26 protein-coding genes are annotated in these 22,805 nt (G+C 70.3%); 10 read left to right on the top strand and 16 right to left on the bottom strand.

The annotated features are described in order from the left end of the window. Window positions 1-132: 132 nt before the first annotated feature. Window positions 133-705: a tellurite resistance TerB family protein gene (locus ACH4ZA_RS32575; protein WP_398432845.1), complete on the bottom strand. Its 573-nt coding sequence runs from the start codon at window positions 703-705 to the stop codon at window positions 133-135. Between the two features lie 547 nt (window positions 706-1,252). After that, window positions 1,253-1,447, bottom strand: a complete 195-nt coding sequence (locus ACH4ZA_RS32570) for a hypothetical protein (RefSeq protein WP_398432844.1) — start codon at window positions 1,445-1,447, stop codon at window positions 1,253-1,255. A 518-nt stretch (window positions 1,448-1,965) separates the two neighbouring features. Between ACH4ZA_RS32570 and ACH4ZA_RS32565 the strand changes: the two genes are divergently transcribed. After that, complete coding sequence (locus tag ACH4ZA_RS32565) at window positions 1,966-2,217, top strand: hypothetical protein (RefSeq protein WP_398432843.1); 252 nt, start codon at window positions 1,966-1,968, stop codon at window positions 2,215-2,217. Between the two features lie 127 nt (window positions 2,218-2,344). Here ACH4ZA_RS32565 and ACH4ZA_RS32560 read toward each other — a convergent pair whose 3' ends face one another. The 5 genes from ACH4ZA_RS32560 to ACH4ZA_RS32540 are packed head-to-tail and all read right to left on the bottom strand — an operon-like array spanning window position 2,345 to window position 6,546. Next, on the bottom strand, window positions 2,345-2,920 hold the full coding sequence (locus ACH4ZA_RS32560; RefSeq protein WP_398432842.1) for a hypothetical protein: 576 nt from the start codon (window positions 2,918-2,920) through the stop codon (window positions 2,345-2,347). Continuing rightward, window positions 2,917-4,320, bottom strand: a complete 1,404-nt coding sequence (locus tag ACH4ZA_RS32555; RefSeq protein ID WP_398432841.1) for a hypothetical protein — start codon at window positions 4,318-4,320, stop codon at window positions 2,917-2,919. The genes ACH4ZA_RS32560 and ACH4ZA_RS32555 overlap by 4 nt, the downstream gene beginning before the upstream one ends. After that, window positions 4,317-5,150, bottom strand: coding sequence for an ABC transporter ATP-binding protein (locus ACH4ZA_RS32550; protein ID WP_398432840.1), 834 nt, complete (start codon window positions 5,148-5,150; stop codon window positions 4,317-4,319). The genes ACH4ZA_RS32555 and ACH4ZA_RS32550 overlap by 4 nt, the downstream gene beginning before the upstream one ends. Beyond that, window positions 5,147-5,989 (bottom strand): zf-HC2 domain-containing protein, encoded by an 843-nt coding sequence (locus ACH4ZA_RS32545; RefSeq protein WP_398432839.1) that lies wholly within the window; start codon window positions 5,987-5,989, stop codon window positions 5,147-5,149. Before ACH4ZA_RS32545 ends, ACH4ZA_RS32550 begins: the two co-directional genes overlap by 4 nt. Continuing rightward, window positions 5,986-6,546, bottom strand: coding sequence for an RNA polymerase sigma factor (locus ACH4ZA_RS32540; protein ID WP_398432838.1), 561 nt, complete (start codon window positions 6,544-6,546; stop codon window positions 5,986-5,988). The genes ACH4ZA_RS32545 and ACH4ZA_RS32540 overlap by 4 nt, the downstream gene beginning before the upstream one ends. 260 nt (window positions 6,547-6,806) lie before the next feature. Here ACH4ZA_RS32540 and ACH4ZA_RS32535 point away from each other — a divergent pair, with 260 nt between their 5' ends. After that, window positions 6,807-7,211: a hypothetical protein gene (locus ACH4ZA_RS32535; RefSeq protein ID WP_398432837.1), complete on the top strand. Its 405-nt coding sequence runs from the start codon at window positions 6,807-6,809 to the stop codon at window positions 7,209-7,211. Window positions 7,212-7,355: 144 nt separating this feature from the next. Here ACH4ZA_RS32535 and ACH4ZA_RS32530 read toward each other — a convergent pair whose 3' ends face one another. Continuing rightward, on the bottom strand, window positions 7,356-7,700 hold the full coding sequence (locus ACH4ZA_RS32530) for a hypothetical protein (protein ID WP_398432836.1): 345 nt from the start codon (window positions 7,698-7,700) through the stop codon (window positions 7,356-7,358). Window positions 7,701-7,863: 163 nt separating this feature from the next. Next, a complete protein-coding gene (locus ACH4ZA_RS32525; protein ID WP_398432835.1) occupies window positions 7,864-8,757 on the bottom strand; it encodes an SPL family radical SAM protein in 894 nt (297 codons plus the stop codon). A 273-nt stretch (window positions 8,758-9,030) separates the two neighbouring features. Here ACH4ZA_RS32525 and ACH4ZA_RS32520 point away from each other — a divergent pair, with 273 nt between their 5' ends. The 4 genes from ACH4ZA_RS32520 to ACH4ZA_RS32505 all read left to right on the top strand — a co-directional run bounded on the left by ACH4ZA_RS32520 (window position 9,031) and on the right by ACH4ZA_RS32505 (window position 10,626). Continuing rightward, complete coding sequence (locus tag ACH4ZA_RS32520) at window positions 9,031-9,411, top strand: VOC family protein (RefSeq protein WP_398432834.1); 381 nt, start codon at window positions 9,031-9,033, stop codon at window positions 9,409-9,411. A 90-nt stretch (window positions 9,412-9,501) separates the two neighbouring features. Then, window positions 9,502-9,687, top strand: a complete 186-nt coding sequence (locus tag ACH4ZA_RS32515; protein ID WP_398432833.1) for a hypothetical protein — start codon at window positions 9,502-9,504, stop codon at window positions 9,685-9,687. A 26-nt stretch (window positions 9,688-9,713) separates the two neighbouring features. Further along, a complete protein-coding gene (locus tag ACH4ZA_RS32510) occupies window positions 9,714-10,109 on the top strand; it encodes a nuclear transport factor 2 family protein (protein WP_398432832.1) in 396 nt (131 codons plus the stop codon). 91 nt (window positions 10,110-10,200) lie between these two features. After that, window positions 10,201-10,626 (top strand): PPOX class F420-dependent oxidoreductase, encoded by a 426-nt coding sequence (locus ACH4ZA_RS32505; protein WP_398432831.1) that lies wholly within the window; start codon window positions 10,201-10,203, stop codon window positions 10,624-10,626. A gap of 96 nt (window positions 10,627-10,722) precedes the next feature. Here ACH4ZA_RS32505 and ACH4ZA_RS32500 read toward each other — a convergent pair whose 3' ends face one another. Together ACH4ZA_RS32500 and ACH4ZA_RS32495 are read right to left on the bottom strand one after the other, a co-directional pair. Next, a complete protein-coding gene (locus ACH4ZA_RS32500) occupies window positions 10,723-11,241 on the bottom strand; it encodes a MarR family winged helix-turn-helix transcriptional regulator (RefSeq protein ID WP_398432830.1) in 519 nt (172 codons plus the stop codon). Window positions 11,242-11,599: 358 nt separating this feature from the next. Then, the gene (locus ACH4ZA_RS32495) at window positions 11,600-11,950 is read right to left on the bottom strand and encodes a hypothetical protein (protein ID WP_398432859.1); all 351 of its coding nucleotides are present in this window, start codon (window positions 11,948-11,950) and stop codon (window positions 11,600-11,602) included. 177 nt (window positions 11,951-12,127) lie between these two features. Here ACH4ZA_RS32495 and ACH4ZA_RS32490 point away from each other — a divergent pair, with 177 nt between their 5' ends. After that, a complete protein-coding gene (locus tag ACH4ZA_RS32490; protein ID WP_398432829.1) occupies window positions 12,128-12,889 on the top strand; it encodes an isocitrate lyase/phosphoenolpyruvate mutase family protein in 762 nt (253 codons plus the stop codon). 434 nt (window positions 12,890-13,323) lie between these two features. Continuing rightward, complete coding sequence (locus tag ACH4ZA_RS32485) at window positions 13,324-13,566, top strand: DUF6411 family protein (RefSeq protein WP_398432828.1); 243 nt, start codon at window positions 13,324-13,326, stop codon at window positions 13,564-13,566. Window positions 13,567-14,000: 434 nt separating this feature from the next. On the opposite strand, the gene ACH4ZA_RS32480 is transcribed toward ACH4ZA_RS32485, so the two are convergent. Then, on the bottom strand, window positions 14,001-14,459 hold the full coding sequence (locus ACH4ZA_RS32480; protein ID WP_398432827.1) for a MarR family transcriptional regulator: 459 nt from the start codon (window positions 14,457-14,459) through the stop codon (window positions 14,001-14,003). A 134-nt stretch (window positions 14,460-14,593) separates the two neighbouring features. On the opposite strand from ACH4ZA_RS32480, the gene ACH4ZA_RS32475 reads away from it, so the two are divergent. Both ACH4ZA_RS32475 and ACH4ZA_RS32470 read left to right on the top strand, forming a co-directional pair. Beyond that, complete coding sequence (locus ACH4ZA_RS32475) at window positions 14,594-16,045, top strand: DHA2 family efflux MFS transporter permease subunit (protein ID WP_398432826.1); 1,452 nt, start codon at window positions 14,594-14,596, stop codon at window positions 16,043-16,045. A gap of 411 nt (window positions 16,046-16,456) precedes the next feature. Beyond that, window positions 16,457-17,377, top strand: a complete 921-nt coding sequence (locus ACH4ZA_RS32470) for a Rieske 2Fe-2S domain-containing protein (RefSeq protein ID WP_398432825.1) — start codon at window positions 16,457-16,459, stop codon at window positions 17,375-17,377. A gap of 399 nt (window positions 17,378-17,776) precedes the next feature. Here ACH4ZA_RS32470 and ACH4ZA_RS32465 read toward each other — a convergent pair whose 3' ends face one another. The 4 genes from ACH4ZA_RS32465 to ACH4ZA_RS32450 form a co-directional block, all read right to left on the bottom strand. Further along, complete coding sequence (locus ACH4ZA_RS32465) at window positions 17,777-18,700, bottom strand: dioxygenase (protein WP_398432824.1); 924 nt, start codon at window positions 18,698-18,700, stop codon at window positions 17,777-17,779. Further along, window positions 18,697-19,752 carry a maleylacetate reductase gene (locus ACH4ZA_RS32460; RefSeq protein WP_398432823.1) on the bottom strand — a complete coding sequence of 352 codons (1,056 nt, stop codon included), beginning with the start codon at window positions 19,750-19,752 and terminating at the stop codon, window positions 18,697-18,699. Before ACH4ZA_RS32460 ends, ACH4ZA_RS32465 begins: the two co-directional genes overlap by 4 nt. A gap of 2 nt (window positions 19,753-19,754) precedes the next feature. Further along, entirely contained in the window at window positions 19,755-21,545 is a 1,791-nt protein-coding gene (locus ACH4ZA_RS32455; protein ID WP_398432822.1) for an FAD-dependent oxidoreductase, read from the bottom strand. Window positions 21,546-21,710: 165 nt separating this feature from the next. Further along, window positions 21,711-22,661: a helix-turn-helix domain-containing protein gene (locus tag ACH4ZA_RS32450; protein ID WP_398432821.1), complete on the bottom strand. Its 951-nt coding sequence runs from the start codon at window positions 22,659-22,661 to the stop codon at window positions 21,711-21,713. Window positions 22,662-22,805 lie beyond the last annotated feature (144 nt).

Genomic DNA, 22,805 nt, shown 5'->3' with positions numbered 1-22,805 from the left:
CGTGCCCTGGCGGCTCGGACCGGCCGCGTAGCCAGGCAGGGGCGATTGCGGAGAACTCCGGGGTCCTGCCGACGGTCCGGCTGTGCCTGTGCCTGTGCCATGGCTACGGCCGCGGCTGTCGGGCCGCCGCAGTCAGAGCTGGAACTCCGCCGGGGACAGGCCCAGCGCACCGCAGGCCTCCCGCAGGATCGCCTGCTCCGCCTGGGAGAAGTGGCCGTCGGCGCCGGCGATGACGATGCCGGTCTGGACGACCGCGCGGGCTTCGGTGGGCTTCTTCGCGGCCTTGGCGATCTCTTGCAGGGCCTCGGCCCTGCCCTGCGGGAAGTTGCGCGTGAGCTGGTCCACATGCCGGTTGAAGCGCTGGCGCAACTGGTCCGGCGGGAAGTTCTGCAGCACGTCGTTGCTGAGGATCATCGACTCCATCTGCTGGCGCTCGGCGGCGTCCACATGCCCGTCCGCCGCCGCGACCAGGGCGCACATCGCCATGCTGGCGTCCCGGTACGCACCACTCTTCAGTTCCGCCTTCAGCGAGCCGAGCTGTGTCTTCAGCAGGCCCACCAGCTGGGCCTTCGAACCGCCCCGCGAACTGCCGTGCGAACCCGTGGCGCCGTGGCCGGCGTGACCTGCGGCCGTGCCGTGACCGCCGCCCTGGACCTGCTGTTGCAGCTGCTTGGCCTGGTCCTTGAGCCGGTCGAACAGTGCCATGGATGTCACCTCGGTATTCGTCGGGTCGTGCACGCTCACTCGATCAACGTCCACCCATGGGCCAAGGTTCCGTGCAAGCGTCCCGGTCCACCTCTGCGGACCCGCACAGCCCGTGGCGGCGAGGCTCGGACGAGAACACCGACGGCCTCCCGCGGCAGGTCTGTCCCAAGGGCGAAGACCCCTCGAAGGGCACCGAGCACAAGGCGCCGGTCCTTTCGCCTGACGGTCACTGGGGGCGAAGGCCTGGCGAAGCCAGCCCTCCAGGAGCAGAGGATCGTCGGCCGCTGCGGCCGCGTTCTCGCCGGTCATGGCGGGGTCCAGGCCGCTGGGTCGATCGACTGAGGCGCGGTCGCTGACCGATGGACGCAGCGTTGGTGGTCGTGGGAGGAGTGGTTGTGCTGGTCGTCCCCGTGTTCCTGCCAGATCGTGTTCTGGCGGCGCTGGAGGCACGGGGCCTTCCTCGGGGCGAGACACGGTTCGCCGACTCCTCCGTCGACCTGTTGCTGCGGACCTTCGCGCCCGCGTGCTCGGCCTCGTCCCGCTTCGCTCAGGAAGCAGGCTCGGGAACTTCGCCCGGCCTGACCTGCACGATCTCGACACGGGTGCAGCCCACTGCTTTGAGCTCGGTGCGGCGGTGCTTCGCCGACCGCTTGTCGTACCTGCCGCCCGACGCCTGCGCAGCGCCGTCCGGGTCGGTCCACAGGAGACCGTAGTACTGCATCACGCTCGTCATGGGGATCATCACTTCCCCTCCCCCGCCGGCTGTAAGCACCCTGCAGAAGGTCCGTGGACGATTGCACGGCGGCCGTTGCCTCGGCAGCGACGCCCAGCACTCTCGGCTGCCCCGGGAACGAGGAGTTCCCCCTCGTCCTGTCGCCGGCAACGCCCTGCGCCAGGGTAACGGCCGAGATCACTTCGCGGGTTCGGTCGGGTCGCCGCGGGCCCGACCGTGCGTGACGGCTGAGCACATCTGCGACCGGGAGGGCAAAGCCGCGACCGTCGACGTCTCCTTGTGACCCGGAAAGTTGCGAACACCGCTGCTTCGATACGAACGCCCCTGCTCGCCAGGCTCGTTCCCCTAGGGTGTCGCCCTGTCGCTCGTGGCCTGCCCTGCCTGCCCTGAGCGGCCATCAACCCGTCGAGAGGGAACGGTTGCCCGTGGGTGAGACAAGCGGACGTTCGTACGGCGACGGCCCTCGGGCCGGGTCAGGTCGACGGGAGAGCAGCAGATCCAGGCGCGCACGCGGCAGGTTCGTGCGCATGTACCGCCGCTACCACGCGTGGCGGGCCCCGTTCCCGCTGTGGGCGCGGATCGTGTGCGACGTCCTGTTCTGGGCCGTGCTCGCCGCCGTGGCGTACGTGGCGATCGGCAGCCTGTGCGGAGCCGTCCTCATCGCAGCCCCTCTTCTCGGGTTCCTCGGCCTCGCGTCGAGCAAGGAGCACGACGACGGCATCGACTGGAGCGACCACCGGATGGGGGGACAGCCCAAGAACCCCGGGCCCAAGATCTAGGACGCCCCCGCCGGGACGGGCGCGCCACGGCGCCCGCGCAACCGGGATTCAGGCAGTCGGCCGACGGAAGCAGATACGCAGCGGCGGATCCCGCGGCCCTACCCGATCCGTCGGTCGGCACGGACCGCTAACGTCTCGGTCCCGCGAAGGCGTAGGCCGCGGTGCCGGCGAGCGTGAGGAGCAGGGCCGTCCAGGTGGCCGCTGCCGTGCCTGCCGGCAGGAGCATCCAGGTCGCCACCTGCGTCGGCGTACCGGCGTCGGAAGGGGCGAAAAAGGCGACCGCCAGCCAGGCGAACGGCAGCGTCCACGCGTACCGGCCGCCCGCGAGCGCCGCGCCCAGGGCGGCCAGTCCCATCAGGCCCGCGCTGTCCCGGACGACGAACACGGCGGCGGCCCGGTGCTCGCCCATGGTCTGCGCCGTCAAAAATGCCGCACCGACGACTGCGCCGGCGAGCAGCACGTGCGCCGCTCTGCGGGGCGCCCAGCGGATCGCGGCCGTCCGGTCCAGTGGGAGGTCCTGCCCGCTGAGCCCGGTGGAGGCTGCCATCGCCCCCATGGCGAGGATGAGCACGGGCAGTCGCGGATCAGCGGGGCCCTGGCCGTCGTCGCCGGCGAGGGCCCACAGGGTTACCGTGCCGATCACCAATGCGGCGAGCGACGCGGGTACCTGACGCGAACGGGCGTACAGCATCAGCCATCTCATCGGGACGCACCGCCTTTCAGCACGTCGAGCGCATCGCCCTTGCAGGAGAGCGCGGCGGTGCGCATCGCGTTGATGCGTGAGAGCTGTTCGGCCCGGGGAAGCGCCTTGAGTTCCTTCCACACCGGGCCGGTCTCGTCGTCGACCGTGCGGGGCGTGTGGGCCGGGAGGGCGCCGGGAAGGGGGTGGAGGTCTCCGAGGACCCAGCCCACCGCGACGGCCTGCGCGGCTGCGTCCGCGTATTGCCCCGAGCTGCTCCAGCCGACGGGGGTGCACCCCGGCACCATGGCCTCGGCGATCAGGGCTCGGGTCAGTTCGTCGCCCCTGGCCGCGGCGATGACGTCGTCGTCGAAGTCGAAGAGCACGGTCGTGCGGGACCACTGCTGCATGGCGCCGTCCGGCAGGGCGGCGGTGTTCTCGCGGACCGAGACCGGCGCCTGGTCGCCCAAGGTGCCGGCGAGCAGGCGCAGCGCCTTCTTGCCGGGGCCCGCCAGCTCGGCGAGTCGCGCCCGGTGTGTCTTCGTCACGCACACCGGTCCGTCGCACACCTGCTTCGCGGCGTCCTCGTCGACGACGTACATCCGCTGCGGGTCGGAGGGGAGGACGAGCAGGGCTGCTGCCGCGCCCGCCAGGACGGGTGTCAGGGCGATCAGCCGGGTGCGAGGGGTCGCGGCGACCAGCAGTGCGAAGCCGGTCGCTGCCATACCGAGCAGCCAGATCGTCTGTCCGATGTGCACGGAGACGGAGAGGGTGACGAAGACTTCGCGTACCTCCTCCACCGTCGGTGACAGCAGGGAGACCCGGTTCGGCTCCGTGCTCGGGAACCCTCCTGCGGTGGTCGTCTCCGTCCGGCCCAGGGAGATGTACATGAGGGCTGTGAACGCGAAGGCGCTCATGGCCAGCGCGGGCGGGGTGAGCGGGGAGGGCAGGGCCCGCCCGGCCCCCATGCCCAGTACGGCCCCGGCGACGAGGAAGAGCGCTCCAACCAGCGAGACGGGCAGCCATCCGAGGTGTGTGTACCGGGTGTTGCCGAGCACCTGGAGCGCGCCCACGAGGATGAGGAGGGCGAAGGCGGAGACCAGTGTGATCGTCATCGCGCCGGCCGTGGTGGCTGCGCGGTGCCGGGTGGGTCTGGGTGTGCTGGTGAGCAGCTCGGACATCTTCGAGCGGTGGTCGCGCAGACCCTGCAGCGCCCCGAGACCGACGGCGAGCGGCCACAGGTAGAACAGCAGGCTGCGGGTCCACAGGGCCAGGGGCGTCCACTGGGCCGTCCATGCCGTGGTGCCCCTCGACCATGGGCCGTCGATCGGGTACAGGAACGCCAGTGCGGTCGTGAGGATCACGGCGCCGGCCCAGGGGGCGAGGGAGCGTCTCAGTTCGATGCGCAGGATGCGGATGTTCACCAGGCTCCCCTTGTCGGCTCGGGGTGCTGCAGCAGAGCCGAGTAGCCGCGTTCCCATGGGCTGTCGCCTTCGTGCTGCGGGCCGCCCGCGGCGGCGAGTTCGCCGGGGGTGCCCTGGAAGACCAGCCGGCCGTCGGCGAGGAGGACCACGTCGGTGCAGGCGGCGGCGACGTCCTCCACCAAATGGGTCGAGACGACCACGCAGCTGTCCTGGCCCAGCTCCTGCAGCAGTTCGCGGAAGCGCAGTCGCTGTGCGGGGTCGAGGCCGGCCGTCGGTTCGTCCAGCAGCAGGACCGACGGGTCGTTGACGATGGCCTGGGCGATGCCGGCCCTTCGCACCATGCCGCCCGACAGGGCTTTCATCCTTTCGTCGGCGCGGTCCGCCAAGCCCACCCGTTCCACGGCGCGCTGCACGGCTGCGGGGATGTCCGCCTTGGGCACCTCCTTCAGCCATGCCATGTATTCGACGAACTCGCGCACGGTGAAGCGTTTGTAGTAGCCGAACTCCTGCGGCAGGTAGCCGATCCGGCGGCGCAGCGCCCGGTGCTCGCCCATGCCGGCCACAGAGTCGCCGAGCAGTTCCAGGGCGCCCTCGGTCGGACGCAGTACGGTGGCCAGCGTCCGGATGAGGGTGGTCTTGCCCGCTCCGTTGGGGCCGAGGAGGCCGTGTACGCCGGTGCCCAGCGACAGGTCGAGCCCGTCGACCGCCATCCGGTTCCTGCCGACCCTGACTTTCAGCCCGGTGGCCTGGATCTCCCAGGCGTAGGCCGTGGGTGAGATGTCGGCCGCGTTCGGCGCGGACGTCATGTGGTGTTCCCTTCCTGGTGTCATCGATGGGCTCCCAGCACGGAGTACGCGCCCCTGCGGGCGATCACGACGCCGATGCCGAGGGTGAGGATCAGCCCCCACACGGGCAGTGCGTCCGTTTGGAGGGCGAAGGTCGTACGGCTGGCGACCGCGGTCGGCGCCACGACCACGGCGGCCCACACGAGTGCCAGCGTGGTGGCGGCGCGTGTCACGCCGACGACACCGCCGAGCGCCAGGGTCATCGAGGTGAAGGCCAGACAGGGCAGCAGCCACTGGGCGACCATCACTCCCGTCGTCCATCCGCCCACCAACAGGGCGGGGAGGACCACGGCGAGCACGGACGCGGTGCGCCGCAGCACCAGTTGGAGCCCGGCCCGGGGCGCCGACGCGGTCAGCTCGTAGGCCGGGTCCAGACCGCGCGACCACGATGCGGCGACGCCGAGCACCGGCAGGACCGGCGCGAACAGCAGCACCAGCGACACCTGGCCGGAGCCGGAGCCGGATCCGGTGTCGGAGCCGGTGTCGGCCAGGTCGAGCAGCAGCGCGAGCAGCGTCACGGCCATGACCATGAACAGCCACGGCACCATGGCGGGCGTCAGCCACCTCGACAGCGGCGCCGACCAGCGCCGTCCGCGCGGCATCGTGGCCGTGACGGCCAGTTGGGGTTCGAGGCCGGACCACACGTCGGCGACCAGCGTCGCCACGGCCGGCGCATGCGCCGTGACGGCGGCGGACAGCCGCTCACGGCAGAGCCGGCACGCCTCCAGATGGGCCTCCAGAGCCCACACCTCGTCGGCGGCGAGGTCCGTGCCGCCGCGCGCGTATCCGTCGATGATCCGCATCGACGCGTGCTCCACGCTCATGTCAGCGCCTTCCGCATCGCGATCCGGGCCCGGCGGGCACGGGTCTTGACCGTGCCCTCGGGCAGCCCGAGCAGGACGGCGGTCTCCCGAACGGACAGCCCGTCGAGCACCATGGCCTGCAGTACCTGCCTGAGTTCGGGCGCCAGGCGCCGCAGCGCGTCACCGACGTCCCCGCCGACGGTGACCGCGAGCGCCTCTTCCTCGGCGGCCGGCGCCGCGTCGGCGAGCGCGGCGGCCGGCGGCGGTTCGGCGTGATGGGCTCTGCGCCGGAAGGCGTCGACGAGGCGGCGGGCCGCGATCGTCCACAGCCATCCGACGGCCGTCCCGCCCACCGAGGCCCCCGCGAACGCGCCCGCCGCGCGCCACACCGCCAAATACGTCTCCTGCATGACCTCCGCGACGATCTGCTCGTCGGCACAGCGACGGCGCAGTCGCAGCGCCATCCACGGTGCTGTACGCCGGTACAGCTCCTCGAACGCCGCGCGGTCTCCCGTGGCCACCAGGTGGACGAGACGCTCCTCGTCCAGCTCGCCCGGGGCCTTCCTGACTGATCTCACACCCTCTAGACGCCGGGTCCGGACTTCCGGTTTTCCCCTCTGCGTGATCCACGCCACACGCCCGGCCGTGTGTGCCTCGGCCCGGCGAGGGTTCGGGGCCGGCCTGGAACGTGTCTCTGCCGTCGCCTTCAGGTGCCGATGCCCGTCTTCCCCGGTCGGCTGACGGGACCGTGTCCCAGGACGCGGTCTGCTGCCATGCTGGAGTCGCCGTCGTCGGTCGGCGTCCGATCGTCGTGGTCTTACAGGGGGAAGGGGCGGGCATGGCCGATCGTGAGGGGATCGGGGTACCGGATCGGCGCGCCGTCGCCTGGGGCTGGTTCGTGGCGTGGCTCGCGGTGGGGGCGTGTGCCGGAACCGGACTGGCCGCCCTGCTGTCGGTGGGCGTCGTCCTGTTGTCGGCGGCCGCTGTCGCGGCGGGTCTCCTGTTGCGCAAGAGCCCCAGGAACGCGATCGTCGGGCTGTCGGCCGGTCCGGCCGTGCCGCTGCTCTACCTCGCTTACCTGAACCGGGGCGGTCCGGGGACCGTGTGCCGGACGTCCGCCGGCGGCCAGTCGTGCACCGAGGAGTATTCGCCGGCCCCGTTCCTCGTCGGGGCGGTCGTTCTCCTGTGCGCAGGCTTTCTAATCTTCATCGCGCTCGACCGCAGAAGCAGGCGAACCGACTGACCCGGTGGACCCGGTCGACCCGGCCGACCCGCTGGACCCGGTGGACCTGGTGCTGTGTCCACTGCTGGGGGATCACGACGAGGGTGGACGTGGTACGGGTGTCCTTGCCGGGGCCCGGGCTCGGCCCCGGCAGGAGCCGGTGTGTCACGCCGTTCTTTCCTCGCCGGTGGCGAAGAACCGGTCCACGTACTGACCCGGCGCCAGCGTGCTCTCGCGCATGAGGGAGAACACCTCGGCGCCGTCCCCGGGCGTGCCGAAGAGGCTGAACGACTGGGCCAGGTGCGCGGATTCGACGCCGTCGAGATCCTCGCAGTACTCGGCGGCCTCGGCCTCCGCCCGCTCGATCGCCTCGTCCGGTGACCGGGCGGTCCACAGGGTGATGCGCTCCTCGTAGACCCCCAGGGGGACATGCCGGAAGACGCACCGGACGCCGTACCAGGACGGAGCCTGCGGGTCGAGCGGGTCGAGCGGTCCGGGGCTTGCTGACATGACTGTTCGTTTCCTCTTGTCGGATGCTCGGGCATGCCGGGTTGTCGGGCGTGGAGGGAGCGGTCCGGGCCGGGCCGCCCCCTCCACGGGGTCAGCCAACCACGGGGTCAGCCCCTCCGGGGAGTCAGGCGAGGGCCCATTGGTGCACACCTTGCACTACCGGTTACGGTCGCTGTCGCGCCGAGGTCGCCAGACTCTCCCGCAGGGCGTCGTTGTCGTCGTGATGGACGACCTCCTCGAACCGCAGCCGTAGCCCGTGCTTGTCCAGCAGCTCCGCCACGATCGCGTCCAGCTGTGCGCGGTGCTCCTTCGTCTGCGCCTGGAGGTACGCCTCGCGAACATCTTCGGGCTCGTCCGCGAGGACCTGGTCCATGCGCTCGCGGATGTACCGCTTGAGGTTGATGTGCTCCATGAACACCTCACCGACGCCCGCGTCGACGAGCCGGCCGAAGAGGTCGTCGAGGAGCTCCGGCTGGGTGGCGAAGTGGGGCAGGAGCGGGCCGATGAAGGCGTAGGTGTGGATGCCGGCCTCGTTGAGTTCGGCCAGAGTGCGCAGGCGGCGGGAGGCGAGCGGGGCGCGGACCTCCAGCCAGCGGCTCACCTTGTCGTCGGTGGTCGTCACGGTCATGCCGACCTCGGCGCGAGGCAGGCCGGTGAGGAGGTCGATGTCGCGGGTGACGACGGGCGACTTGGTCAGGATGCGGACCAGGCCCGGGTATTCGACCGCTTTCAGTTCGCGCAGGATGCCGCGGGTGAGCCGGTACTTCGTCTCGTGGCCCTGGTAGGGGTCGGTGACCGAGCTGAGCAGCATCGTGCCCCGCCGCTTGTCCTCGGGCATCTTCGCCAGCTCCTTGCGGGCCAGCTCGACCGCGTTCTCCTTCACGTACAGGTAGTCGCCCCACTCCGTCACAGATCGGCCGAACTGGCGACCGGCGAAGGATGCGAAGCAGTAGGCGCAGCCCAGTACACAGCCGGTGTAGGGGTTGATGACGTAGTCGTTCGACGGGGTCTTCGACTTCTGGATCAGGGTCTTGGCCTCGATCTCGACCGGCTCCATGACGGATTTCCCTCTCTCTGGGCCCGGCCGCCCGTGGGAAGCGCCGGGTCGTTCCTCTGCTGTCTGCGGGTCGGCCGTGAAGGACCGAACCTCATCCATAGAACAATAATCCGAGGAACTTGCTTCCATGGAATGTAAATGGTTTGCTGGCCAGAGGCCGGGCCTTGCGGCTTCTTCTCTGAGGTAGGGGATGCAGGGGCTTGCCGTCTGCGAGTCGTCGTTGCCGTCGCCGCCCGCCCCCGAAGTCGCCGCCGCCCGTCAGGAGTGAGTGTCATGACCGTTCCCGTCTTCAACTCGGTTGCCTGGTTCGAGTTCGGCACCGACGAGCCGGAGAAGGTCAAGGAGTTCTACGGTGAGCTCTTCGACTGGACGTACGTGCCGAACACCAACACCCCTGGCGTGAGCTACCACTCGGTCATGACGCCGGGCGCCGGGCGGCCGGCCGGCGGCGTGTGGGAGTCGGAGGGAGACTTCCCCAACTACGCGATCTTCTACGTCCTGGTCCAGGACGTCGCCGCGACCGTCGAGCGCGCCCGCGAGCTCGGCGCAAAGGTCCTCATGGAGCCGGTCTCCGACTCCGTGGGCTTCACCTTCGCCCGGCTGCAGGACACCGCCGACAACCACTTCGGCATCTTCTCCGTACCCGCCCCGTAGCCGACACCACGAGCACGGCCCGTCCTCCCCCATGGCGTTGTCCGCCGGGGGCTGACCCTCTGGTCGGCCCGTTGCGTCTTCCTGTCCCTGATGGCCGTGGGACCCACACATCGCGTTGCCGATCCGACCTTCGACCCGCCCGGCGAATACGCCGTGCCGCTGCCCGGCGACCACAAGATCGTCAAGACCGACCCCGCAATCCAGGAAGGCCGCCACAAGATCGAGGCCGCCTTCGCCGAGGCGGGCCTGGCCGATCGCCTCGACTTCGCCCGATGACCCCGCCCCAACCCAAGGAGATAGTGATGACCACTGCCAGCCTCGACCTCGCCCGCGCCTACTTCCAGGCCGTGCAGACCGGGAACATGACTGCCCTCGGTGACCTCCTCGACGAGCAGATCGTCTGGCACCAGCCGGGCTCCAACCAGTTCTCCGGCGAGCACAAGGGCCAGGGTGCCGTCTTCCAGATGCTCGGCAGCATGATGGAGGCCAGCCAGGGCACCTTCGCCATCGACACGATCCACTCGCTGATGGGCAACGGCGACCTGGTCGCTGCCCACATCCACTTCACCGGCCGCCGCGGTGATGCGTCCATGGCCATGGACGGCGTGGACCTCCTGCGCATCGCCAACGGCAAGATCACCGAGATGTGGCTCTTCTCCGGCGACCAGGGCGCCGAAGACGCCTTCTGGGGCCGCTGAACCACGCGCGCGCCCCGAGACCACACCGGACTCGGGGCGCGCGTCGGAGCCGCCTCGTGGCAGTGTTGTCCACCAGCGCGAAAGGCATCGCATGCGGAAGATGACCAGCGAGCAGTGGCGTGCGTTCATCACGCACGGCACCCGCACCGGCAAGCTGTCGACCGTGCGGGCCGACGGAAGCCCGCACGTCACCCCGGTCTGGTTCCTCCTCGACGGCGACGACATCGTCCTCACCACCGAGAAAGACGGCGTCAAGGGCCGCAACCTCGTCCGCGACGGACGCTTCGCCCTCTGTGTCGACGACGACCGGCCCCCCTACGCGTTCGTCGTCCTCCAAGGACGCGCCGAGACCTCCCAGAACCCCGCGAAGACGCTGCGCTGGGGTGGCCTCCTCGGCGCCCGCTACATGGGCGAAGACCGCAGCCGAGAATACGCCGCCCGCAACGGCGGCCCCGGCAACCTCCTCGTCCGCGGTCACATCCACAAAGTCATCGCCTTCGACGGCATCGCCGACTAGAAACGGATGCGGGCGGTTGGTGCGGGGCGGCGGGTGAACCATCCTCACCCGCCGCCCCGCACCAATCGCCCGCAGCCCTGGCGAAGGCGGCGTGCTTCACGATGCCGCCGACCGGCTGGGTTGCTTCGGCGCCCGCATCGCCGGCGCCGGCGCCGGCGTCTGGCCCGCGGCCTTCCGCTCCGCGTCCAGAGCGCGTCCGGCTGCCCGCAGCGTGCTGAGCACCGAGGTCACCTCCCGCACGGACTGCTCGGGGATCACCTTCCCGATCCGCAGCTCCAACTCCTCCTCGAAGACCTTCACCGCCGCCTCCGTCAGCTTCCGCCCTTCGGCCGTCAGCTCGATGATCGAGGAACGCCGGTCATGCGGATTCGCGCGGCGCTCACACCAGCCCGCCGCCTCCAGGCGGTCGACCACCTTGCTCGTGCCGCCCACCGTGATCGAGAACTCCTCGGCGATGTCCTGGATCCGCGACCCGGGGCGACGCAAGAGGAGATGCAACACCTCGAACGACGTCAGCGGAAGGTCGTACTCCGCCCGCAATCGCCCCTCGACGCCGTTCCACAGCTCGATCTCCAACGAGACCAGCTCCCGGTACAACCGCGTCAGGTCAGCCATCTCTAATATTCCTTAGAATCATCTTCCATGGAAATTTTAGTGTAGGTCATCGGGGACAGGACGACCCTCGCCTGTGCAGGATCGTCAGCGCTGCCGACGGCCCCTCACCGCACCCGGAAACGGTTGAACGAGACCATGTGGCGGGCACGGCCTGTCGCGGGTCCGACATGAAGGGGCATGCATGGCCCCTATGCCCCACCGCAGGCCCCGGACCCATCTCACAGCTGCGGCTGAACGGATGACCACCAAGTGCCGGCAGCGGGCGGGGCCCCGCGCCGTCCATCAGGTCACCGGGTCCGGATCACGGCCCTGAGCACAACTCTCCCACCGCCGCCGAAGCCTCAAAGCAACTTCCGACTCACAGCCACCGCTTGGCTGCTTCGACGCTGTCGCCGCCGCTCGTATTGAACGCGATCGCAGCCTTCGGCGCATGACGCCGGACCAGATTCACGACCAGTTCAAAGAGGGGCAGAAGCGGCTCCGGCTTGCGGATCCCACCCCCGATGACGACGACGTCCCAGTCGTGCTCGGACAGTGCTGCAACGATCGCCGGCTCAGCAGACTCGTCCAGCTCGATCAGCGTCATTGACGCATCGATGGCGTGTTCGCCGAAACGGGCCAGTTCCTGGTCGAGAGCCACTCGAAGGGCGCCTCCGCCCATACCCGGCACCGCACATGGGTCGATTCCGAGAACGAGAGCGCGAGGCATGCCCAAGAGGACGATCAGCGACCCGTCCAGGTTCCCACGAGGCCCGCACCGTCCCGCTCCGGCTCCGGTGACCAGGCGGGCGGCGGCGGTCTTGTCGAGGCGGCGAATCGCCTTCCCGATCGAGCGGCGCGCCATTGACGCGTTGTCGTGGTGGACCCGCGGGGTAGCGTCCTCGGCATGGACATTCGCACCACCGTTGAGCGCGCTCAACGACTCAAGCAGCTGCATGCCGAGTACAAGCCGCTCGTACTGCCGACCGTCTGGGACGTCTGGTCCGCGCGGACGGCAGCCGGCGCCGGATTCCCCGCGCTCACCATCGGCAGTCATCCGCTCGCCGACTCCCGTGGGGCCGACGACCACGAGGGGCAGACCTTCGAGGAGGTGCTCGCCGCCGTCAGGCCCATCATCGCGGCAGTCGACGTTCCCGTCTCCGTGGACCTGGAGGCCGGCTACGGACAAGAGCCCGCCGACCTCATCGCCGGACTCACCGAAGCCGGCGGAGTCGGTCTCAACGTGGAGGACACAGTCCACTCGGACGGCGGACGCCTGCGCACCACCAAGGAACACGCAAACTACATCGCGGGCCTGCGCGCAGCGGCTGACGACGCCGGGATCCCGGTCTGGGTCAACGGGCGCACCGACCTCTTCCTCCAGGCCGAGGACGCCTCCGCCGTCCTCGAGGAGGCGATCGAGCGACTGCACGCCCTGGAGCAGGCGGGCGCCGACAGTGTCTACCCCGTGGGCATTCAGGACAACGACGGCCTGCTGGCCGCCGTGACCGACGCAACCACCGTTCCGGTGAACTCCACAGCGCATCCCGTCAAGCATGATCTGGAGCGCTTCCGCCGCCTCGGCGTCGGCCGGATCACCTACGGACCGCTGCTGCAAATCGCCCTGACCGACACGATGAAGGAGATGCTCACGCCGTGGGCGCCCTGACCAACGCGTGCACGGCCGGTGGCGGGACCCCTCTCTGAAACGCTCTCGCGTCCGGCGGGGACACGACCTCCAGTGATCGGCCTGAGCGCACCGCTGCTGCCGGTGCGCTCCTTCTGCACGCCGCTGCCGACCTTCCCGCAGCCGAGTCGACCTGGCGCCGGGTGCTGGAATTCCTCGACTGCGGTCGCGCATCACGATTGATCTTGAACATGCAATGATCTTGCGTCCCCGTCGCAGCCACCGACGAGCGGCTGCGCGCACCGCGTTCGATACGGGCCCTGGCGACTTGATCGGCAAGAGGCCCCATCGGCAGGCCGGCCTTTCGGTCCGCCTGGCGTGCTCCGCTCTGAAGCGGGCAGCCGGTCGGTAGCAAAAAGACGAGTCCGTGTGACGGCACGGAGTTGTGCCCCTTCCAGACCGGCCCAGGAGCTCCCATGATGATCGTCGGCGTGATCGCCTTCTGCGTTGTCCTCGCGATACTCGCTTTCGTCGTCCCACGGCTGAGCAAGCATCCTCAGAACGGCGCCCAGCGCACGCTGGGTTGGGGGTCACGTGCCGGTTCCAAGGCCCCTGGCCCGCTCGGGCGCTTGTTGAGCAAGCCTTTCCAGTCCAGCTCGCGGGCCGTCGGTCGCAGCGGCTCCGCGGGTCGCCGGGCGCGTGGCCGTCTTCCCTTCTGATCCGACGACGGCGGTGCGGCGTCCCGGCGCACGCATCGTGATCCATACCTCGACTCTTCGAACTCGGCCCCGCCCGGCGTCCTCGCCGGCCGGGGCCTCGCGAATGTCCGCACACGTGTCCGCACGCAGCCGCCGCATCGCCCCTAGGAGGTGATCGGTGTGGTGCCGAACGACGCCGTGGTGGCGTCCGGACGCCATGTTCCTTGGAGTGACCGGCTGGGCCGACGACGCCCCCGGAACACCTCCGCCGGGGGGCGAGTCATCTGCTCGAGAAGACCCCGAACGTCGATCCGAAGCCGAGAATCAGCAGTCGGACGCCGGTTCCCCGGCGTCATGTCGGGTGTAGGGCAGCCACCACCGCATCCACGTCGAACAACAACCCACGCACGAACGAAGACAGATGCACACCCTTCGTCAGCGTTGCGCGCGCCGCGTCAGCTCTGCGTGCGCCGCGCCGCCTGCGGCGACAGATACCGGGCCAGCGTATCGAGCGCGTCGGTGACTTCCTTCATCGCCGCAGGGTCCTCGTCTCCGAGCGCGTCAGCGAGCGCGCCGTCGATAGTGGACGCCCTGACCTGGACCATCCGGTCGGAAGGACGGGGCGCTTGACGCACCAGGAGGCGGCGGCGGTCGGCGGGATCGCTCTCGGTGACGACCGCGCCGGCCTCCTTCAGACGGGCCACGGCCGTGGAGACCTGGCTCTGCGGGAGTCCGGTGCGGGCGGCGATCTCGCCGACCGCACTGTCGGGGTGGGATGCCAAATCGTTCACCACGATGAGCACGGACCGCACGCCGCCGCCGTAGCGAGCCGTACCGCCCTCAGGCTCGGGCATGGCGCCTTCCCCGATCTTCATCAGGGTGCGCCCCAACAGGAACAGCTCGACTCCATCCATACCCGCACAGTACATCCGTCTCGATACATCGTCCAGAGATACATCTCTATTGATACATCTCTGATGATGCATTAGCGTGAGGGACGACGGCGGGCGACCGGCCCGCAACCCCCCGACGGACGAAGGAGACTGCTGTGCGCAAGTGGCGCGCGAACCCCTGGGCGGTGCTGGTGACGCTCTCGCTCGGGTTCTTCATGACCCTGCTGGACCTGACGATCGTGAACATCGCGATCCCCGACATGATCAGCGACCTCGGCGCCACGCTCGACCAGGCCCTGTGGACGGTGAGCGGCTACGCCCTCGCCCTGTCGGTGTTCCTCATCACCGCGAGCAGGCTCGGCGACCTGCGCGGCCCGCGCACCCTGTTCGCCGCCGGCCTCACGGTGTTCACCTTGGCGAGCATCGCCTGCGGGCTCGCCCCCGGCGCGGCCGCCCTGATCGCCGCCCGCGCTGTGCAGGGCCTCGGCGCTGCGCTGCTCGTCCCGCAGACGATGACGCTGATCGTGTCCGTCTTCCCCGCCGACCGGCGCGGCACGGCGCTGGGCATCTGGGGAATGGTCGCCGGCGCGGCCACCCTGGCCGGCCCCACTCTGGGCGGCGTCCTCGTCTCCACCGTCGGCTGGCGCTGGATCTTCCTGGTGAACGTGCCCCTCGGCATCGCGGCGCTGGCCCTGACGTTCACCGTCGTCCCCGACATCCGCCCTGCCCGCACCCACCGCTTCGACCTGCCCGGCGTGCTGCTCGCCACCGCCGCCCTGTTCTGCCTCGCCTTCGGCCTCCAGGAAGGCGAGCGCTACCACTGGAGCGCACTCATCTGGACCCTGCTCGCCGCAGGAGCGGTACTCGCCGGCGCTTTCCTGCTGCACCAGCGCGCCACCCAGGAGCGGGAGCCGCTCGTCCCCTTCGCCCTCTTCAAAGACCGCAACTTCACCGTCATGACCGTGCTGGTCGGCCTCATCTCCATCGCCATGCTGGGCCTCGTGCTGCCCTTCAACCTCTATCTGCAGTCCGTGCTGCACATGAGTGCGATGAAAGCCGGCCTGGTCCTGGCACCCTCGTCGGTGGTGTCGATGGCTCTCGGCCCGTTCGCGGGCCGCCTCGCCGACCGCGTCGGCGGCAAACCCCTCCTCCTGGCCGGCCTCACCCTCTACGCCTGCGGCATCGCGGCCATCGCGGCCATCGCGGGCCCCGCAACACCCTGGTACGCCTTCCTCCCCGCCACCCTCCTCACCGGCCTGGGCATCGGCTGCACCGTCGCCCCCATGTCCACCGAGGCCATGCGCCGTATCCCGCCCCACCTCGCCGGCGCCGCCTCCGGTGTCAACAACACCGTCCGTCAGACCGGCTCCGTCATCGGCGCCGCCACCGTCAGCGCCCTCCTCCAGAACCGGCTCACCGCCGAACTCGCCACCGGCGCCCCCTACTCCGCCGCCTTCCTCTCCACCCTCCACACCACAACAGCCCTCCCGCTCGCGGTCCTCGCGGTTGGCTTGCTCACCTGCCTCTTCCTCCACAACCACACCAAATCCCGCACCTCGCACCCGACCCCCGCCGCACCTCGCACACCCACCCCGGCCGGCCGCTGACCCCCAGGCCGCCCACGGTCCACGCCGCCGAAACCGTCGCCCGGCACTGAAATCGCCAACGAAGCCGAAGGCGCAAACGAAGGCGGCGTACACGAGGCGACGGGGGCCGACGGCCAAGCCCCTCCGGGTCGGCGCCTCTACGACCTCCTCCTCGTGGAACCACACCTCGTCTCTGCGGTCGGCCGGCACCACGAAAGCAGTTTCACCATCATCGGCGCGTAGCGACCACACATCGCCTTCGGCAGGCTCGGCAAACCGCGGCCCGCCGGCACACCGGCTGCGAACGCCCGCGGCTTTGCAGGCCTGACGGGAAACAACTCGAGGAAGCAATACGATCTGCGCATGCCCTCACGACGTAGACATGACAACTTAGCCGACCTGCCGCGCGACCCCCGAGCCGACCGGAATCCCATGCCGACCGTGCCCCACGGCTGGTACGCCGTCCTGCGCAGCCACGAACTGCCCGCCGGCAAAGTCGTGAGCCTGCACTACTTCGGACGCGCACTCATCGCCTTCCGGGGCGTCGACGGCCAGGCAGCCGTACGCGACGCGCACTGCCCGCACTACGGCGCACACCTCGGCGCCGGCGGGAAGGTGGTGGACGGCACGGTGGAATGCCCGTTCCACGGCTGGCGGTTCGGCGCGGACGGCCGGTGCGTGCAGGCGCCCTTCGCGGTGCACACCCCCAAAGTCACGCTCGGCGGATTCCCCGTCCGCGAACACAGCGGGCTCGTCTTCGTCCACGCCGGCCCGGACCAGCCGACGTGGGAGGTGCCCGAGATCCCCGAGACAGAATCGAAGGAGTTCGCCGCACCCATCGACGACGCCTGCCGCGCGCGCATCCACATCCAGGAGATGCGCGAGAACATCGTCGACGAGTCCCACTTCCACTTCATCCACGGCCAGAGCGAACCCCCCGTCCAGCACTGGACCACCGACGGCCCCTTTGCCGAGGCCCGCGGCCACATCTCCCGCCGCGTCCTCGGCAGAGACATCGACAACACCTTCGACGCCTTCATGTACGGCCCCGGCGTCATGGTGGTCCGCACCCACGGACCCGTACTGTCCGTGACCGCCGTCGCCCTCAGCACACCCGTCGACGACCACACCAGCGAACTACGGATGCTCTACTACATCCGCAAACCGGCACGCCTGCCATTCCTCACCCCCCTCGCCAAGCTCGTCTTCCGCATCGAAGCACTCGACGAAGTGCGCAAAGAGACGGCCATCTGGGACCACAAGATCCACCAGCCCCACCCCATCCTGCTCCCCCACGAAAAAGGCATCAGAGCACTCCGTCGCTGGTACGCACAGTTCTACCCGAGCGGCTGACAGACCAGCCGGCCCTTCAACCGGCCCTTCAAGCTGACCGTCGGCCCCGCGGCCCCGTGGCGGAGGACCACCGGACCACGCCACCACGCCGCCCTCACTCCCTCTGCCGAAGGGGATGGCCCGTGCCGCTGCGGCAGCGGCGGCACCGTCGAGTCACCCACCGTGGTGAAGATCAACGGCATGTACCACTTCTTCGGCTCCCGTCTGACGGGCTGGAGCGTGAACGACGGCGTCTACGCCACCGCCACTTCACTGTGCGGACCGTGGTCGGCGTTCCGCGACTTCGCCCCCCCCGGCACGTGGCCCTGCCGGTCGCCTCGGCGTGAACGCCTCGCGCGGTGCGCGCGAGGCGTTCACGTCCGTTTCCGGGCCTCGATCCAGTCCGGTCCCTCTGCGCGGTCAGGTGCGGGGGTCAGTCTTCGTCCCTCGGCCGTCGGCGGGGGCGAGGACGATGTCGAAGCGGACCTGCGTCCAGGTGCCGTCGACGACCCGCCCGTCGGGCGTAGGTGTGCCCGACGGATGCCGGTGGAAGTCCTTGACCAGGGAGTCCTTGACGCCGAAGACCGTGTCGGAGTCGAGCAGTTCGTCGCCCCGGACGAAGATGTGCGTGACCAGGGTGCGGCACCCGGGAGCCTCGACCAGGAAATGCAGGTGGGAGGCGCGCATCGGCGAGCGGCCGGTCGCCGCCAGCATCCTGCCCACGGGGCCGTCGTGCGGAATCGGGTACGGCGTGGGTGTGACTCCCCAGAAGCGGTAGCTGCCGTCGGCCTGCGTGAACAGGTGCCCGCGGGCGGCCACCCGGTCGTCGCCGTACTGGACGTCGTAGAAACCGTCCTCGTCGGCCTCCCACACCTCGACCCTGGCCCCGGCGATGGGGCTGCCGTCGGCGTCGGAGACGGTCCCCTCGACCCAGCAGGGCTCACCGGCAGCGCCGAAGGACATGTCCCCGCCCTGTTCGAGCGCCGGAGACCCCTCGACGAAGAAGGGGCCGAAGACGGTGGCCTCGGTGGCGTCGCCGTAGGCCTCGTTGTTGATGGCGATCGTCTGCATCGACGCCCCGAGCGTGTCGGAGAGCAGGATGAATTCCTGGCGCCTGTCGTCGGTCAGACGGCCGACGGCGGTGAGGAACTCGATGCCCTTGCTCCACTCCTCCTCGGTGAGGCGGACGTCGCGCAGGAAGGCGTGGAGGTGCTTGACGAGCCCCTGCATCAGCTCTTTCAGACGGGGGTCCCTGCAGGAGTCGAAGGAGCGCTGTACGCGCGCGATCAGGTCTTCCTCTCGGGCCGTCTGTTCCGGGGAGACGCCACGGGTGGACGGGATCATGCGGGGTCACTTCCTTCCCAGGCCGCGCGCAGCAGTGCGGTGAGGTTCTCCTCGGTGACAGCGGTGGGGTTGTCGGCGGGGACGGCGGCCAGGACGGGGGCGACCGCCCGGGCGATGCCGTCCTCGGGCATGCCGTAGTCACGCAGCGCGCGCGGGGCGTCGAGCGTCTCGCGCAGTGCGGTGAGTCCCGCCACCGCGGTGGGGCCGGCGAGGGCCTCCGCGATGCGCCGCTCGGTCTCCGGTACGGCCGGGGCGTTGAAGGCGAGCACGTGCGGCAGCACCACCGCGTGGGTCTGGGCGTGCGGGAGGTTGAACATGCCGCCCAGCACATGGCAGATCTTGTGGTGCATGCCCGAGCCGGCCGAGGCGAACGCGACGGCGGCCAAGTAGGCGCCGTACAGCGTCTGTTCACGCCCCTCCGGCCCGGTCGGGTCTGCGGCCACGGCGGGCAGGCCCCGGGCCAGGGCACGGATGCCCTCGGCCGCCAGGGCCCGGTCGATCGGGTCGGCGTGCGGCCCCCACATGGAGTCGACGCAGTGGGCCAGGGCGTTGAGTCCGCTGGCCACGGACATCTCCACCGGCAGGCTCGACAGCAGCGAGGCGTCGTAGACGATCGAGCGCGGCAGGACCCGCGGGTCGACGCCGGTCGTCTTCACCTCGCCCTCGGTCAGGCCCCAGACGTTCGTGGCCTCCGAACCGGCGTACGTGGTGGGGACGGCCACGATCGGCAGGCCGGTCGTCAGCGCCACCGCCTTGGCGAGGCCGGTCGTCGAGCCGCCGCCGACGCACACCAGCGCGTCCACGGCGCCCGCCGTGGCGGCCCTGCGGGCACGTTCGGCGACGTCGACCGGGACATGCATGACGACCTCGTCGTGGCGCACCGCAACCGGCAGGTCCGCGCCGACGCGGTCGGCTACGGCGGCCGCGGCCGGTGCGGCGATGAGCATCACCCTCGTCGCCTTCAGCGCGGCCACCTCGGCGGCCACCGCGGCCGGCGCCGCGCCGGGGGCGAAGACGACCCGCTGCGGCAGGGTCTCGTGGACGAATCGCACGGTCACGCCTTTCCGAGGAGCTGGGCGAGGGCGCCGCGCAAGGCCGCCTCGGGGTCGTCGGCGAGGCTCATCGAGCGCCAGGCGACGTGTTTGTCCGGACGCACCAGGATCGCACCCGACTCCTCGACCTCGCGCAGCTTGGCCCAGTCGTAGTAGAGGTCCGTCACCTCGCGGCCGGGGCCGATCACCACGGTGCCGAGGGGGACGCCGAGGTCCTGCGCGACCTTCTCGGCGGCACCGGCCCAGTCCTCTCCGGCGATGCCCGTGATCAGGGTCCAGCGGGTGTACGGCACCAGGTCCATCAGGGCGAGCTTGGTGACGTTGTCGCCGACCCAGGCGTGCGGGAGGTGCGCGCCGGGGCTGGTGGACATGACGTGGTAGAGGTCCTCGTCCCTGCTCGGGGCGGGGCGGGTGCCGTCGGAGACGACGGCGGCGGACTCGTAGAACTGGCCGAGTTCGACGCCGTGCGCGTTGAACTCGTAGTTCTTGGTCTCCATCGCCGTGACGAGGGCGGCGCGCCTCGCCGCTCCTGCGGGCGTGTTGGCCTTGCGCTCCTCGATCAGGGCCCGCATCTCGTCCTCGTCCTCGGCGCCGAGGACGCCGAGGGCCTGGAAGATGTCGGTGAACTCGCGGCTGGACTTGTTGGCCCGGGTGACGATCCGCTGCGCGACGGGCGCCCGCTCCACCGAGTACGTCTCGAGCAGCGACGGTTCGGCCTGCCCGCGCAGCACGGCGGCGAGCTTCCAGGCCAGGTTGTAGGAGTCCTGGACGCTGGTGTTCGAGCCCAGGCCGTTGCTCGGCGGGTGCCGGTGGACGGCGTCCCCCGCGCAGAAGACACGCCCCCTGTGCAGGTGGGTGGCGTACATCTCGTTGTTGCCCCAGAGGCTGGTGCCGGTGATCTCGACCTCGAGGTCCGGGATGCCCAGCAGCTGCCGCACGATGCGGATCGCCTCGGCCTCGTCGACCACGGGTGGCTCGGAGTCGATGTCGTAGCCCCACACGATGAGCCATTCGTTCCACGGGCGGACCATCCGGACCAGGCCGGCGCCGATCCCGCCGACGTCGGCGCCCGGCTGGATCACCCAGTACAGGACGGAGGGCCGGTGGCCGACGTAGGAGGCGATGTCGGCCTTGAAGGTGATGTTCATCGAACCGGCGATGTCCATCGCGCCCTCGAAGGGCAGGCCGATGTCCTCGGCGACCCGGGAGCGGGCGCCGTCGGCGCCGATGAGGTACTTGGCCCGGATGTCGTACTCCTGGCCGGTGAGGCGGTCACGGACCCGGACGGTGACGCCCGTGTCGTCCTGCATGTGGGAGAGGTACTCCGTGGAGAAGCGGGTGTGGGTGCCCCGGACGGTGGCGTTCTTGACGAGGATCGGCTCGAGGCGGGTCTGCGGGATGTCGACGGTGAGGCAGGGCGAGGCCAGCCGGTAGTCGGCCTCCCGGTCTGGCCGGGTGCCCCAGGTGCGGATGCGGCCGATCTCCTCGCCCGCGATGGAGGTGCAGAAGACGGTGTCGCCGACGAGGTCGTGGCCGGTGGCGTCGGCCAGTACCTGGTCCTCGATGCCCATGTCCCGGAAGATCTCCATCGCCCGCTGGTTGGTGATGTGCGCTCGGGGCGTGTTCGCGGTCCACCGGTACTTGGTGATCACGATGTTGTCGATTCCCAGGGTCGACAGGAGCAGCGCCGCCGAGGCGCCGGCCGGTCCGGAGCCGACGATCAGGACATCGGTCTCAACGTGCGACGATGCCGGGAGGCCGGTCTCTGCCTGACCGTCGTTGAACTCGGGCATGGGGCGTCTCGCCTTCTTCTCGCGGTGCTGTGAAGGCAGCGTGCCTCCGGCCGCGACCGCATTGGGCGGGACTGGCCGCAGGACGGCCGAAATCCGTATGACGCGGCTGTTCCCGGGGACGCCTCGCGACTGCGGCACCTCCTTTCGCCTGCGTGCGTGTGCCGTTCAGTCCCGCTGCGCGGCCGTACGGCGCAACTCCCCCGCGGTGATGCCGAATCGGGCGTGGAAGGTCTGGGAGAAGTGGGCGATCGAGCGGAATCCGCACCTGGTGGCCACCGTCGCCGTGCGCGTCTCGGCCGCGTCGGGTCCGGTCAGCAGGCCGTGGGCGGCTTCGAGGCGCCGGCCGAGCACGTAGCGCGGGAACGTCGTGCCCGCGTCGGCGAAGACGCGGGTGAGCTGACGGACGCTGATGCCGACCGCGTCGGCGACGTCGGGGGCCGACAGCCGCGGATCGTTCAGCCGGTCCTCGACGAGGGCGCAGGCGAGCGCCCGGTGGACGACGGGCGGGCGCGTGGCCCCGCCGCTCACCAGCACGGACGCGAGGTCGACGACGGCCTGCTCGTCGGCCCGGGTAGCGCCCTCGACGCCGACGGCGCGTCCGACGAGACGGGCGAGCGCGCGGCCGTACGGGTTGCTCTCGTCGCGCCGGACGATGAGCGGTTCCCCGACGTGCACATCGTCCGGCAGCGCGCTGCGGTCCACGCGCACCGCCAGTTCGTCGAGTCCCTGGCCGAACCCGCGGACGAAGCTGCCGTCCGCGTCGCAGACCAGGACGTCGCCGGGGCGGATGACCCGCCGCCGACCGGCCTGCTGGAACAGCGCCTCCCCGCGCAGGGCGGCGTAGATCGCGACGGAACCCGTGGGCCGCCGTTCGATGAGGTCGGCAGGGCGCTCGACCACGTGCGCCGTGGTGCGGACCCGCGCCAGATGGACCCGCCCGAGGTCGACGTTGTCCTCCCGCGCCCGGAAGTCCTGCCCGCCCGGTGCACGGCACGTCAGGGCGATCAGGGCGTCGGCGTTGTGCTCCTCCCAGGCCCGCAGCCGCTCCGCCGGCGGTAGGTGTGCCGTCGAGAACGCCTGCGCCGGGCGGGGCGTTGCGTCGATTGCCGGGTGCATGATGCCGAGAGTAGGACCGCAATCCCGGGTTCCCAACCCGTCAGCCCCAGATGGCGCTGTTACGGGCCTGGGTGCTGTGCCGCGGAACGGCCCCCGCTCGGCGTAAGGGCTCTGCGTCACGACGCGCATCACGTCATCTCGGGC

The sequence above is a fragment of the Streptomyces sp. NPDC020597 genome (assembly GCF_044335095.1).
Taxonomy (GTDB): Bacteria; Actinomycetota; Actinomycetes; order Streptomycetales; family Streptomycetaceae; genus Streptomyces.
Note: the sequence above shows the minus strand (reverse complement) of the source record. Positions and strands in the feature narration are given on the sequence as shown.

Bases quoted from the DNA above. Each gene is read 5' to 3' on its own strand.
- ACH4ZA_RS32575 (WP_398432845.1), bottom strand. From the start codon at position 705: ATGGCACTGTTCGACCGGCTCAAGGACCAGGCCAAGCAGCTGCAACAG.
- ACH4ZA_RS32570 (WP_398432844.1), bottom strand. From the start codon at position 1,447: ATGATCCCCATGACGAGCGTGATGCAGTACTACGGTCTCCTGTGGACC.
- ACH4ZA_RS32565 (WP_398432843.1), top strand. From the start codon at position 1,966: ATGTACCGCCGCTACCACGCGTGGCGGGCCCCGTTCCCGCTGTGGGCG.
- ACH4ZA_RS32560 (WP_398432842.1), bottom strand. From the start codon at position 2,920: ATGAGATGGCTGATGCTGTACGCCCGTTCGCGTCAGGTACCCGCGTCG.
- ACH4ZA_RS32550 (WP_398432840.1), bottom strand. From the start codon at position 5,150: ATGACACCAGGAAGGGAACACCACATGACGTCCGCGCCGAACGCGGCC.
- ACH4ZA_RS32545 (WP_398432839.1), bottom strand. From the start codon at position 5,989: ATGAGCGTGGAGCACGCGTCGATGCGGATCATCGACGGATACGCGCGC.
- ACH4ZA_RS32535 (WP_398432837.1), top strand. From the start codon at position 6,807: ATGGCCGATCGTGAGGGGATCGGGGTACCGGATCGGCGCGCCGTCGCC.
- ACH4ZA_RS32530 (WP_398432836.1), bottom strand. From the start codon at position 7,700: ATGTCAGCAAGCCCCGGACCGCTCGACCCGCTCGACCCGCAGGCTCCG.
- ACH4ZA_RS32525 (WP_398432835.1), bottom strand. From the start codon at position 8,757: ATGGAGCCGGTCGAGATCGAGGCCAAGACCCTGATCCAGAAGTCGAAG.
- ACH4ZA_RS32520 (WP_398432834.1), top strand. From the start codon at position 9,031: ATGACCGTTCCCGTCTTCAACTCGGTTGCCTGGTTCGAGTTCGGCACC.
- ACH4ZA_RS32515 (WP_398432833.1), top strand. From the start codon at position 9,502: ATGGCCGTGGGACCCACACATCGCGTTGCCGATCCGACCTTCGACCCG.
- ACH4ZA_RS32510 (WP_398432832.1), top strand. From the start codon at position 9,714: ATGACCACTGCCAGCCTCGACCTCGCCCGCGCCTACTTCCAGGCCGTG.
- ACH4ZA_RS32505 (WP_398432831.1), top strand. From the start codon at position 10,201: ATGCGGAAGATGACCAGCGAGCAGTGGCGTGCGTTCATCACGCACGGC.
- ACH4ZA_RS32500 (WP_398432830.1), bottom strand. From the start codon at position 11,241: ATGGCTGACCTGACGCGGTTGTACCGGGAGCTGGTCTCGTTGGAGATC.
- ACH4ZA_RS32495 (WP_398432859.1), bottom strand. From the start codon at position 11,950: ATGCCTCGCGCTCTCGTTCTCGGAATCGACCCATGTGCGGTGCCGGGT.
- ACH4ZA_RS32490 (WP_398432829.1), top strand. From the start codon at position 12,128: ATGGACATTCGCACCACCGTTGAGCGCGCTCAACGACTCAAGCAGCTG.
- ACH4ZA_RS32485 (WP_398432828.1), top strand. From the start codon at position 13,324: ATGATGATCGTCGGCGTGATCGCCTTCTGCGTTGTCCTCGCGATACTC.
- ACH4ZA_RS32480 (WP_398432827.1), bottom strand. From the start codon at position 14,459: ATGGATGGAGTCGAGCTGTTCCTGTTGGGGCGCACCCTGATGAAGATC.
- ACH4ZA_RS32470 (WP_398432825.1), top strand. From the start codon at position 16,457: ATGCCGACCGTGCCCCACGGCTGGTACGCCGTCCTGCGCAGCCACGAA.
- ACH4ZA_RS32465 (WP_398432824.1), bottom strand. From the start codon at position 18,700: ATGATCCCGTCCACCCGTGGCGTCTCCCCGGAACAGACGGCCCGAGAG.
- ACH4ZA_RS32455 (WP_398432822.1), bottom strand. From the start codon at position 21,545: ATGCCCGAGTTCAACGACGGTCAGGCAGAGACCGGCCTCCCGGCATCG.
- ACH4ZA_RS32450 (WP_398432821.1), bottom strand. From the start codon at position 22,661: ATGCACCCGGCAATCGACGCAACGCCCCGCCCGGCGCAGGCGTTCTCG.